The sequence below is a fragment of the Enterococcus sp. XAF26B05_ASV22 genome, from assembly GCF_056727285.1.
Map to the genome: position 1 here is coordinate 1,119,988 of NZ_CM161538.1, position 11,336 is coordinate 1,131,323.

The 11,336-nt window shown below is 37.0% G+C and carries 13 protein-coding genes; 12 read left to right on the plus strand and 1 reads right to left on the minus strand.

All coding sequences use genetic code 11. The features are described from left to right. Positions 1 to 3 precede the first annotated feature (3 nt). The 11 genes from atpA (at position 4) to AC1PU0_RS05605 (ending at position 9,185) form a co-directional block, all read left to right on the plus strand. Entirely contained in the window at positions 4 to 1,560 is a 1,557-nt protein-coding gene (gene atpA, locus AC1PU0_RS05555; RefSeq protein ID WP_111247974.1) for a F0F1 ATP synthase subunit alpha, read from the plus strand. A gap of 15 nt (positions 1,561 to 1,575) precedes the next feature. After that, on the plus strand, positions 1,576 to 2,496 hold the full coding sequence (locus tag AC1PU0_RS05560; protein WP_069654652.1) for a F0F1 ATP synthase subunit gamma: 921 nt from the start codon (positions 1,576 to 1,578) through the stop codon (positions 2,494 to 2,496). Between the two features lie 142 nt (positions 2,497 to 2,638). After that, positions 2,639 to 4,045, plus strand: a complete 1,407-nt coding sequence (gene atpD / locus AC1PU0_RS05565; protein WP_069654651.1) for a F0F1 ATP synthase subunit beta — start codon at positions 2,639 to 2,641, stop codon at positions 4,043 to 4,045. An 18-nt stretch (positions 4,046 to 4,063) separates the two neighbouring features. Next, positions 4,064 to 4,483 carry a F0F1 ATP synthase subunit epsilon gene (locus AC1PU0_RS05570; protein WP_069654650.1) on the plus strand — a complete coding sequence of 140 codons (420 nt, stop codon included), beginning with the start codon at positions 4,064 to 4,066 and terminating at the stop codon, positions 4,481 to 4,483. Between the two features lie 274 nt (positions 4,484 to 4,757). Beyond that, entirely contained in the window at positions 4,758 to 4,994 is a 237-nt protein-coding gene (locus AC1PU0_RS05575; protein ID WP_069654649.1) for a DUF1146 family protein, read from the plus strand. 106 nt (positions 4,995 to 5,100) lie between these two features. Further along, a complete protein-coding gene (murA, locus tag AC1PU0_RS05580; protein ID WP_206849047.1) occupies positions 5,101 to 6,399 on the plus strand; it encodes a UDP-N-acetylglucosamine 1-carboxyvinyltransferase in 1,299 nt (432 codons plus the stop codon). 14 nt (positions 6,400 to 6,413) lie between these two features. After that, positions 6,414 to 6,590, plus strand: coding sequence for a DNA-directed RNA polymerase subunit beta (locus AC1PU0_RS05585; RefSeq protein ID WP_069654647.1), 177 nt, complete (start codon positions 6,414 to 6,416; stop codon positions 6,588 to 6,590). 369 nt (positions 6,591 to 6,959) lie between these two features. Continuing rightward, entirely contained in the window at positions 6,960 to 7,175 is a 216-nt protein-coding gene (locus tag AC1PU0_RS05590) for a hypothetical protein (RefSeq protein WP_240485869.1), read from the plus strand. 141 nt (positions 7,176 to 7,316) lie between these two features. Beyond that, positions 7,317 to 7,481 (plus strand): 3D domain-containing protein, encoded by a 165-nt coding sequence (locus tag AC1PU0_RS05595; protein WP_340689572.1) that lies wholly within the window; start codon positions 7,317 to 7,319, stop codon positions 7,479 to 7,481. A 170-nt stretch (positions 7,482 to 7,651) separates the two neighbouring features. Then, complete coding sequence (locus AC1PU0_RS05600) at positions 7,652 to 8,014, plus strand: PTS glucitol/sorbitol transporter subunit IIA (RefSeq protein ID WP_206849046.1); 363 nt, start codon at positions 7,652 to 7,654, stop codon at positions 8,012 to 8,014. Between the two features lie 4 nt (positions 8,015 to 8,018). Continuing rightward, entirely contained in the window at positions 8,019 to 9,185 is a 1,167-nt protein-coding gene (locus AC1PU0_RS05605) for an AI-2E family transporter (protein WP_206849045.1), read from the plus strand. A gap of 121 nt (positions 9,186 to 9,306) precedes the next feature. On the opposite strand, the gene AC1PU0_RS05610 is transcribed toward AC1PU0_RS05605, so the two are convergent. Next, the gene (locus AC1PU0_RS05610; protein ID WP_069654644.1) at positions 9,307 to 9,927 is read right to left on the minus strand and encodes an FMN-dependent NADH-azoreductase; all 621 of its coding nucleotides are present in this window, start codon (positions 9,925 to 9,927) and stop codon (positions 9,307 to 9,309) included. A gap of 551 nt (positions 9,928 to 10,478) precedes the next feature. Here AC1PU0_RS05610 and licT point away from each other — a divergent pair. Next, the gene (gene licT, locus AC1PU0_RS05615; RefSeq protein ID WP_069654643.1) at positions 10,479 to 11,321 is read left to right on the plus strand and encodes a BglG family transcription antiterminator LicT; all 843 of its coding nucleotides are present in this window, start codon (positions 10,479 to 10,481) and stop codon (positions 11,319 to 11,321) included. The last annotated feature ends 15 nt before the right edge of the window (positions 11,322 to 11,336 follow it).

Below are 11,336 nucleotides of genomic sequence, written 5' to 3' on the forward strand. Positions count from 1 at the left end.
TGAATGGCTATCAAAGCAGAAGAAATCAGTGCCTTGATTAAGGAACAAATCAAAAATTATCAACAAGAATTAGCAGTCGAAGAAATTGGGACTGTCACATATGTTGGGGATGGAATCGCTCGTGCCCATGGCTTAGAAAATGCGATGAGTGGAGAATTACTTGAATTTTCTAACGGGTCATATGGAATGGCGCAAAATCTAGAAACCAATGATGTCGGTATTATCATTTTAGGTGATTTTGAGACTATTCGAGAAGGCGATAAAGTAAAACGTACGGGTAAAATCATGGAGGTTCCAGTTGGTGAAGCAATGATTGGACGTGTTGTTAATCCGTTAGGTCAGCCAATCGATGGATTAGGCGAAATCAAGACAACGAAAACTCGTCCAGTAGAAGCAGCTGCACCAGGCGTTATGCAAAGAAAATCGGTCGATCAACCAATGCAGACAGGTCTTAAAGCAATTGATGCATTAGTACCAATTGGCCGTGGACAACGTGAATTAGTCATCGGTGACCGTAAAACAGGTAAAACATCTATTGCCATTGATACAATCATCAACCAAAAAGGGCAAGATGTCATTTGCATCTATGTTGCGATTGGTCAAAAAGAATCAACTGTACGTAACCAAGTTGAAACTTTAAGAGCGTATGGTGCACTTGATTATACAATCATCGTAAATGCAGGAGCCTCTCAACCAGCGCCATTACTATACATTGCCCCTTATGCAGGAGCTGCGATGGGTGAAGAATTCATGTATAACGGCAAACATGTTTTGATTATCTTTGATGATTTATCAAAACAAGCGGTAGCTTATCGTGAACTATCATTACTATTACGCCGTCCTCCAGGTCGTGAAGCCTACCCAGGTGACGTGTTCTATCTACATTCTCGTTTGCTAGAACGTGCGGCAAAATTAAGTGACGAATTAGGTGGCGGTTCAATGACGGCCCTACCATTTGTTGAAACCCAAGCCGGAGATATTTCAGCTTATATTCCAACAAACGTTATTTCAATCACTGATGGACAAATTTTCTTAGAAAGTGATTTGTTTTATGCAGGGACTCGTCCAGCTGTTGATGCCGGTCTTTCAGTATCACGTGTTGGTGGTTCAGCTCAAATCAAAGCAATGAAAAAAGTAGCAGGTACGCTTCGTTTAGATTTAGCAAGCTACCGTGAATTAGAAGCATTTACTCAATTTGGTTCGGATTTAGATGCGGCAACACAAGCCAAATTAAACCGAGGCCGTCGTACAGTTGAAATTTTAAAACAAAAATTACACGCACCACTCGCTGTAGAAAAACAAGTTGTGATTTTATATGCGTTAACTCATGGATTTTTAGATAGTATCAGTGTTGCTAAAATTCTGGATTTTGAATCAGAATTATTCGACTTCTTAGACGGAAAACATCCTGAATTATTTGAAACGATCCGCACAACGAAAGACTTGCCAAAATCAGAAGACCTAGATGCTGCAATCAACGAATTTAAAGAAATTTTTGATGCTGCTAATTTAACAGGATCAACAGCTAAAGATACACTTGAATCAATTCAAAATGCGTAAGAGAGGTGACAAGAATTGGGTGCTTCATTAAATGAAATCAAACAACGCATTGCTTCAACTAAAAAAACAAGTCAAATTACTAATGCCATGCAGATGGTCTCTGGTGCTAAATTGACAAAATCAGAAGCGGCTTCTAGAAGCTTTCAAGAATACGCCTCAAAAATCCGTTCTATCGTTACGCATCTTGTTGCTGCTCAATTAAGTGATCTGGAAGAATTGGATTCATATAATTCTGGGGAAGCATCAGAAAATGGCAACTTTCATATGATGCTGACATCACGTCCAGTTAAAAGAACCGGTTATATCGTCATCACCTCTGATAAAGGATTGGTCGGCGGATATAATAGTTCAATTTTGAAACAAACGATGAAAATGATGGCAGATGATCATGAATCGCAAGATGAGTATGTTTTGGTTGCAATCGGCGGAACTGGCGCAGATTTTTTTAAAGCACGTGGAATAAATGTTGCATATGAACTTCGTGGTTTAAGTGATCAACCAAGTTTTGATGAAGTTAGAAAAATTGTTTCAACAGCAACAAGTATGTATGAAAATGAAGTGTTTGATGAGTTGTATGTTTGTTATAATCACCATATCAATTCACTAACAAGTCAATTTCGTGTAGAGAAAATGCTACCGATTTCTGATTTAGATCCAGACGAAGCAACAACCTATGAGCAGGAATATATTTTAGAACCTTCAGAAGAAGCGATTTTAGATAATTTATTGCCTCAATATGCAGAAAGCTTGATCTATGGCGCAATAATTGATGCGAAAACAGCAGAACATGCTGCTGGGATGACCGCGATGAAAACCGCCACTGATAATGCACAAAATATTATTAGTGACTTGACGATTTCCTATAATCGAGCTCGTCAAGGCGCAATTACACAAGAAATCACCGAAATTGTAGCTGGCGCAGCTGCGTTAGAGTAATAATCAAAACTTGAGCCTATAGGGCAAGAAGTTCTTACGAAGTAATAGAAGGAGACAGGTTTTTATCACGACCTCGTTAGGGCATAAAATGTCGAAAGCCCGACACTTTTATACCTCTTCAAACGAAATGGAGGAAAGACACATGAGTTCAGGAAAGATTGTTGAAGTAATCGGTCCCGTTGTTGACGTGGAATTTTCACTAGATCAATCCTTACCAGATATAAACAATGCATTAGTCGTTTACAAAAATGGCGAAGAAAAACAAAAAGTCGTTTTAGAAGTAGCTTTAGAATTAGGTGACGGTATTATCCGTTCAATCGCAATGGAGTCCACAGATGGTCTTCAACGAGGAATGGAAGTTATCGATACTGGAAAACCGATCTCTGTCCCAGTTGGGAAAGAAACATTGGGTCGTGTATTCAACGTTTTAGGTGATACAATCGACTTAGAAGCTCCATTTCCAGAAGATGCAGTCCGTAGCGGTATCCATAAGAAAGCCCCAGCTTTCGACGAATTAAGCACAAGTAATGAAATTTTAGAAACAGGAATCAAAGTGATCGACTTACTAGCACCTTATTTAAAAGGTGGTAAAGTTGGGCTTTTCGGTGGTGCCGGTGTTGGTAAAACCGTTTTGATTCAAGAATTGATTCATAATATTGCCCAAGAACATGGTGGTATCTCTGTGTTTACCGGTGTTGGTGAAAGAACGCGTGAGGGGAATGACCTTTATTTTGAAATGAAAGACTCTGGTGTTATTGAAAAAACAGCCATGGTTTTTGGACAAATGAATGAACCTCCTGGTGCACGTATGCGTGTAGCTTTGACTGGTTTGACAATTGCAGAATATTTCCGTGATGTTGAAGGTCAAGATGTGTTATTGTTCATTGATAATATTTTCCGTTTCACGCAAGCTGGTTCTGAGGTTTCTGCCTTATTAGGTCGTATGCCTTCAGCGGTTGGGTACCAACCAACACTTGCAACTGAGATGGGGCAATTACAAGAGCGGATCACGTCTACTAAAAAAGGCTCCATCACATCGATTCAAGCAATCTATGTGCCAGCCGATGACTATACTGACCCTGCTCCTGCAACAGCATTCGCTCATTTAGATGCAACAACTAACTTGGAACGTCGATTGACTGAAATGGGTATTTACCCAGCGGTGGATCCGTTGGCCTCCTCTTCAAGTGCTTTAGCACCAGAAGTTGTGGGAGACGAGCATTATGCTGTAGCGACAGAAGTCCAGCACGTATTGCAACGTTATCGTGAATTACAAGATATCATTGCCATTTTAGGGATGGACGAATTGTCTGATCAAGAAAAAATCTTGGTTGGTCGTGCCCGTCGCATTCAGTTCTTCTTATCACAAAACTTTAACGTGGCTGAACAATTTACAGGACAACCAGGATCGTACGTTCCGGTTGCTGATACAGTCAAAGGATTTAGAGAAATTCTTGATGGAAAATATGATGATTTACCGGAAGAAGCTTTCCGTAGCGTTGGTAGAATTGAAGATGTTATAGAAAAAGCTAAAACGTTGAACTACTAATAAGGAGGAGACACAGAAATGGATTATTTAACTGTCAATGTGGTGACTCCTGATGGATTGGTTTATGATCATCATGCAGCGATTGTTGTTGCAAAAACAACAGATGGCGAAATTGGTATCTTACCTAAACATGCACCGATCATCGTTCCTTTAGCGATTGATGAAGTTCGCGTAAAAAGAACTGATTCTGATACACATGTCGATTGGATTGCTGTTAATGGCGGCATTATGGAAGTTCGTGATAATGTCGTTTCGATCATTGCCGATAGTGCAGAACGTGAAAGAGATATCGATGTAAGCCGTGCAGAACGTGCTAAACAACGAGCTGAACGTATGATTGAAAAAGCGAAGGAAAATGCTAACACAGATGAATTACGCCGTGCAACAGTTGCACTTCACCGAGCAATCAATCGGATCAATGTGTCAAAACATACGTAAATTTATGGTTGGCTGAGACAACGAAAATGAGCTGTCTCAGCCATCTCTTATAGTAAAAAAACAGTATACATATGTTATTTATATAAAAGTTAAGAATCTTTATTTTTTGTTTGAGACAATCTATGATAAACTATCTTTATATTACTTAATGAGGCTTAAGAAATCGTTCAGAAAAATAGCAACTATCCCTGTGACCAAAACGTCACAACTCTGTTTTTGTTTTTTCAGTCGAAGTTAGATGAGCCCACTACTTTTTTTAATTAAGGAGAAAGTTATGCAATTTTTTGGTGTTGATGCAGTGATTCGAATCATCTGCCATATGATGTTTATTTATGTTAGCTTTTGGGCGATGCAATCTATCAGAATAGAGCAGTTTTTTAAGACACATCAAACCTCTCAAGTACGCTTACTGATCGTATTATTTTCAATAGTTATCGGCTTCACTGTAAGCTCATTTTTCTTAGAGTTTCTAGCGTTATGCCGTAACTTATTTAGTGTATTTTTTCCATGAGGATTGACAAATAAAAAGAAAAGATACAATTTGTTGTTAAATAGTGGTATAATAGAAAAGATTTTGGGTCGAAGCATCCAATTCTAACTTTTTTGGGGGGAACAAAATGGAACAGATCATTGTTCATGGTGGTAACCAATTAAAAGGAACTGTGAAAATCGAAGGGGCTAAAAATGCAGTATTACCAATTTTAGCAGCTACCCTTTTAGCAGAAGAAGGAACAACAACATTAACGAATGTGCCGATTCTTTCTGATGTCTTTACAATGAACCAAGTAATCAAACACTTAAATGTAGATATCGAATTTAATGAAGAAAATAACCAAGTCACTATAGATGCAACGCAACCTTTAGGCATCGAAGCAAATTATGAGTATGTTAGTCAAATGAGAGCATCGATTGTTGTCATGGGTCCTTTATTGGCTCGCAACGGCCATGCTAAAGTTGCTATGCCTGGTGGATGTGCGATTGGTAAACGACCAATCGATTTACACTTAAAAGGCTTCCAAGCGTTAGGTGCGAAGATCATTCAGAAAAATGGCTACATTGAAGCGATTGCTGATGAATTGATCGGAAATACGATTTATTTAGATTTCCCAAGTGTTGGGGCGACTCAAAATATCATGATGACGGCTGTTAAAGCCAAAGGTACGACCGTGATTGAGAATGTCGCGAGAGAACCCGAAATCGTAGATTTAGCGAACATCCTAAATAAAATGGGAGCCAAAATCGTCGGTGCGGGTACTGAAATGATGCGTATCGAAGGGGTGAATAAACTTCATGCCGTTGAACATTCAATTGTTCAAGATCGTATTGAAGCCGGTACATTCATGGTTGCAGCTGCGATGACCGAAGGAGATGTTTTGATCGAAGAAGCAATTCCTGAACATAATCGTCCACTTATTTCTAAATTAACCGAAATGGGCGCTGTTATCCGTGAAGAAAGAGGCGGTTTACGCGTTATTGGTCCTAAAGTGATCAAACCAACTGATATTAAAACACTACCGCATCCTGGTTTTCCAACAGATATGCAAGCACAAATGACTGCGATTCAAATGGTTGCAGATGGTTCAAGTGTTGTAACAGAGACTGTTTTTGAAAATCGTTTCCAACACTTAGAAGAAATGCAGCGAATGAATGCTGATGTGAAAATGGACGGCAATATCGCTATTATTAATGGTAGTCAAGCATTACAAGGTGCTGCTGTAGAAGCAACTGACTTACGTGCTGCTGCTGCGTTGATCTTAGTAGGATTACGTGCCCAAGGTATTACACGTGTATCACATCTAGAATATTTAGATCGCGGATACTATAAATTCCACGAAAAGCTTCAAAAATTAGGAGCAAAAGTGGAACGAGTAAACGACGAAAAAGAGACAGAAAAGACACTGTCAACAGTTAGCTAAAAGGGGAAATAGATATGAGTTCGACACGCTATATTATAGTGACTTTGTTGAAAGTTTTAGTAGTGATTTCTTTAGTGATTATTTTATTTGTAGCCGGCACCATGATCGGTTACGGAGTAGTCGGTGGAGGAAATCCAAAAGATGTGTTCAAAGAAGAAATTTGGACTCATATTCTAGATTTTTTTAAGTAGACCATATTAAAAAGCAATACAAACCGTACATTTGTTTGGGTTGCTTTTTTTGCTCAGTTTAAAATAATGGATGTTCTATAAATTCCTTTCAACATTTTTGTAATATAAAGTCTTTTAAGAACGTTTACATACGTAATTATTGAAAATATAACAAATAAGGCTAAATAAAAATTTCATATCATTTCTAAAAAGAAAATAGAAAGTCCGTCATATCAGGCCTGATTGATACAAAATTTAACTATTGCTCTTATAACATGTTTTGGAGCGCTTTCCAACAGATTGTAACGTATCCTTAATTGAATAGTAGCCATCAAAGATCAACGACATGGTACCATAGCTCTCGTATGAATTTTAGGGAGGATCTAATGAATGAAGAAACGATGGTTACCAATTTTATTTATCAGTTCCTGTTTTGTTAACGGCTCACTCATTCCTGTCTATGCTGCAGAGAATAAAAATAATGAAATCAAGAGCTTAGATAGTTACACAGTTGTGTCAGAAGAGTCAGCACAAAATTTATCGAGTTCATTGATTTATTCAATAACAGAAAACAAAGCCTTTAAACAAGGAAAAAGCAGAAGCTGAAACTGTTAAACCAGAGGGACAAATCATGATGATGGAAGCCGCAGCTTATTCAAGTAATGAAGGATTATAGGGTGAGGCAATTTAACTGCTACAGCTCAAGATTTACGTGTAGATCCAAGGGCAATTGCTGTTGAACCCAGTGTGATTCCACTGAGTACAAAATTATATGTCGAGGGGGATGGAGAGGCTATTGCAAGTGATACTGGTGGTGCAATCAAAGGGAATATCATCGATCTACATTTTTCAGATGTATCTCAATGTATCAACTGGTGGAGAAGACAAGTAGCTGTAACGATTTTATCTTAAATATCTAAACACATTTTAACTATAGTTCTCTACAACGATCAAAAGATGGACAGAATGTTTGAATTCTTGTTTGTCTTTTTTTATGATGCTCAAAGTCCGAATTATAGAATAAGAAAAAAAGTTATATGTTATAATAAAGATTGATTAATGAAAGAAGGAGCGATAAATATATGAAAGCTGTAATTACTGAAATTGGTAGTCAAGCATTAGATGAAAAAGAACCGATGATCATACTTTTTGGTGAGAGCGCCACAGAGGCTTTAAAAGAATATTCTGTGATTCAAAAATTTCAAGAAGATCAATCTTTAGAAGTAAAAAAAGGGGATTTACTAAAGATCGATGACCAAGAGTACACGATTGATTATGTTGGATCTTTTGCAAATAATAACTTAAAAAGCATTGCTCATGTGAGCTTGGTTTTTGCGGATGTACCAAAAGAGGATGCAATTGTTAATGGGGTATACCTCACGCCTAAAGTCTTTCCAACACTCAAGGTTGATTCAACAATAGAATATATATCTCGTGGAGTGTAAGTGAATGGAACAAGAGAAAAATAAAGAGAAACGATTATCTTGGTTTTGGCGTTGGTTTTTAAATAATCAAGTTGTAACCACCTTATTGATCGTGCTATTGATTTTGCTAATTTTATTAGTATTTACAAAAGTATCATACTTATTTGAACCAGTTTGGCAGTTTATTGGCGTTGTTGGCTTGCCATTGATCATGGCGGGCATTTTATATTATTTAATGAATCCTGTCGTCGACTATCTTGAACTAAAACGAGTACCCCGTATTTGGAGTATTATCGGACTGTTTATCATCGTCGTAGCGTTGATTATTTGGGGACTTGTAGTGATTGTTCCTAAAATTCAAGAACAGACTGTTAGTTTTGGTAATCATTTTCCTCAATATATTGATACGATCGATCAAAAAATGCAAGAAATTTTAAGTGAACCTTTCTTTGCGCAGTTTCGTAGTCAGTTAGAAGATATGGGCGATAAGCTGGTCAGTTCTTTAGGGGATATTATTCGTAATATTTCTACGTTTACGGTCCAAGGATTAGGAAGCTTTGTCGGAGCTGTTGCGACTATCGTAGTAGCGATTATCACGATGCCATTTATTTTGTTTTACCTTTTAAAAGATGGGAAGCAATTAGCGCCTTATTTGATGAAGTTTTTACCGAATAAAATGCGAAAACCCACATTAAAAGTATTAGGTGAAGTGAACTCACAAGTTTCTTCTTATATACGCGGTCAATTAACAGTAGCATTTGCAGTTGCTGTAATGTTTATTCTAGGTTTTTCATTTATCGGACTCGATTATGCGATTACGCTAGGAATAACAGCTGGATTTTTGAATTTGATTCCATATCTAGGTTCATTTCTAGCGATGGTACCAGCTGTATTTTTAGGAATTGTGGGCGGACCAGTATTATTGGCTAAAGTTTTAGTTGTTTTTATTATTGAACAGACAATCGAAGGCCGTCTAATCTCACCGTTAGTATTAGGTAGCCAGTTAGATATCCATCCAGTGACGATTCTAGTCGTGCTGTTGACGTCTGGGAAATTATTCGGTGTCGTAGGAGTCATTCTGGGAATACCTGTTTATGCCGCAGCTAAGGTCATAATTACGCATATATTCGAATGGTATAAAGATGTATCAAGTTTATATCACGAAGAAGAAGAACTTAATAAATTAGATTGAAAAAAGAGGGCGGGATAGAAGCTTATTTCCGAAAGCATTGCTTCTATTCCACCCTCTTTTTTTCATTTTTAAGGTGTGAAACAAAAGTGATTTTTCCTTTTGCCACAACCTTTTTTTGTTATTAGAATGATTTACCTAAAGTTGTTGCTTGGTCCATTGCTGCACTTAATAATTCTTCAGCTTTTTCTGGATGGTGATCGATTCCTTCGATAAACAATTGATCGACTTCAGCCACACCGATGAAGTTTAAAATTCCTTTTACATATTGGGAAGCAAAATCTTGTCCTTCATAAAAGCCACCATTCGATTGAATGTGTAAAGCTTTTTTACCAGTAGTTAAAGGTTTAGGTCCTTCTTCAGTATATTTAAATGTTTTTCCAGCCACATTGATTGTATCAACCCATGCTTTTAAGCGAGTTGGAACATTTAAATTCCATAGAGCGTTTGCGATAACTACTTTGTCAGCCCCTAAAAATTGATCCGTTAATTCATTGAAGCGAGCAACTTTTGTTTGTTGGCTTTCATTTAAAGCTGTAAATTCAGTACCAGTGCGTAATGCACCCCATCCGGAAAGTAACTCTTCATCTATTTCAGGAACGAAATCAGCATAGACATCAAGTACATCGATTTCATCAGCTGGATTTTGAGCTTGATAACTTTCTAAAAAGGTTTCTAACGCGCGGACAGAACGAGATTCTTCTTTAGTAAGTGGGTGCGCTTTAACAACAAGTAATTTTGACATGTAAAGTCTCCTTTAAATACCTAAGTATCATTATTATTTATAAACAAAAACTATTTTACTAATAAAAAGTAAGAAAATCAATGTTTTTATTTAATTTCTAAAAAAAAACTAGTATTCAGTAGTAGAATACCTGTTTTTATGCTACTAATAAGCCCTAGAAAGTTTTTTCATGCCACCCACTGTAACGAATGATAGGGTATGTTTTTACTTTATTAAGCTGCTTTGACTTTAGTGTAAAGCGATTGAGAATCAGGAGTAGAAAGGGATTTAGACATCAACGAATCCTTTAAATTTTTTTTAAAACTACGGGATAGATTGTAATGCTTTTAAAAGTGATTTAGAAAACAGTTCGACAACTCTTGATAAGTTTCATGAAAAATACATTTAAATTTCGTTTTTGAAAAGGGTTGCAAATAAAGTAGAAAGATGGTATGCTAATCATGTAATAAGGATTGTTACTGTTCGGCAGGCAAAACCTGAATCTTCCATATTATTTTGTTGGGGTGGATTCTAGGTTTTTTTCGTTTGTAATTGTAAAAGTGAGGTTCATCATGCATATTGAAAAAATTTTAAATAACAATGTCGTTATGACAAAAAATGAATCAGGTGAAGAAATAGTCTGCATGGGCCGAGGACTAGCCTTTCAAAAAAAAATTGGCGATGTGATCGATCCGACTTTTATTGAAAAGGAATTTGTTCTGAAAGATTCTATTACTTCAGGTCAGTTCCAACAATTATTTGCGGATATTCCGTTAGAAGAAGTAGAGCTTGTTAAAAAAATCGTGGATATGGCAGAAGAAGAACTGGGTATCGAACTTTCTTCGAATATTTATTTGACATTGACTGATCACGTACATTACGCGATCATGAGGGCAAAAGAAGGAATAGAGATGCCGAATCCATTGATGTTTGAAACAAAAAAGTTTTATCCTAAAGAATATGCTATTGCAAAAAAAGGCGTAGCGCTGATTAAAGAAAAACTGAACATTGATTTCTCTGAAAGCGAAGCAGGTTTTATTGCTTTTCACATCGTGAACAGTGAACAGGCAAATGGAAATATGGAAGTGACAATGTCTGCGACTGAAATGGTAAGAGATATTCTAACGATCATTAGTCGTTATTTTGGGAAACCATTTGATGAAGATTCATTGAACTATCAACGAATCGTGACCCACTTACAATATTTTGCTCAACGGTACTTGCAAAACGAAGCACACGATGAAGAAGATGACTTTCTTTATGAGTTGATTCAAAGCAAATACCCTAAAGCCTTTCAATCAGTACAAAGAATCAGTGATTATTTAGTCCAAAAATATCAAAAGCCAGTTGACAAAGCAGAACAAATTTATTTGACGATCCATATCCAACGCGTTGCTGGTGAAAAAAAAGTGTAACATCGATTTATAAAA

What these genes read in the sequence shown, in the direction of transcription:
- atpA (WP_111247974.1), top strand. Translation starts at nt 4, where the DNA reads ATGGCTATCAAAGCAGAAGAAATCAGTGCCTTGATTAAGGAACAAATC.
- atpD (WP_069654651.1), top strand. Translation starts at nt 2,639, where the DNA reads ATGAGTTCAGGAAAGATTGTTGAAGTAATCGGTCCCGTTGTTGACGTG.
- AC1PU0_RS05570 (WP_069654650.1), top strand. Translation starts at nt 4,064, where the DNA reads ATGGATTATTTAACTGTCAATGTGGTGACTCCTGATGGATTGGTTTAT.
- AC1PU0_RS05575 (WP_069654649.1), top strand. Translation starts at nt 4,758, where the DNA reads ATGCAATTTTTTGGTGTTGATGCAGTGATTCGAATCATCTGCCATATG.
- murA (WP_206849047.1), top strand. Translation starts at nt 5,101, where the DNA reads ATGGAACAGATCATTGTTCATGGTGGTAACCAATTAAAAGGAACTGTG.
- AC1PU0_RS05585 (WP_069654647.1), top strand. Translation starts at nt 6,414, where the DNA reads ATGAGTTCGACACGCTATATTATAGTGACTTTGTTGAAAGTTTTAGTA.
- AC1PU0_RS05590 (WP_240485869.1), top strand. Translation starts at nt 6,960, where the DNA reads ATGAAGAAACGATGGTTACCAATTTTATTTATCAGTTCCTGTTTTGTT.
- AC1PU0_RS05600 (WP_206849046.1), top strand. Translation starts at nt 7,652, where the DNA reads ATGAAAGCTGTAATTACTGAAATTGGTAGTCAAGCATTAGATGAAAAA.
- AC1PU0_RS05605 (WP_206849045.1), top strand. Translation starts at nt 8,019, where the DNA reads ATGGAACAAGAGAAAAATAAAGAGAAACGATTATCTTGGTTTTGGCGT.
- AC1PU0_RS05610 (WP_069654644.1), bottom strand. Translation starts at nt 9,927, where the DNA reads ATGTCAAAATTACTTGTTGTTAAAGCGCACCCACTTACTAAAGAAGAA.
- licT (WP_069654643.1), top strand. Translation starts at nt 10,479, where the DNA reads ATGCATATTGAAAAAATTTTAAATAACAATGTCGTTATGACAAAAAAT.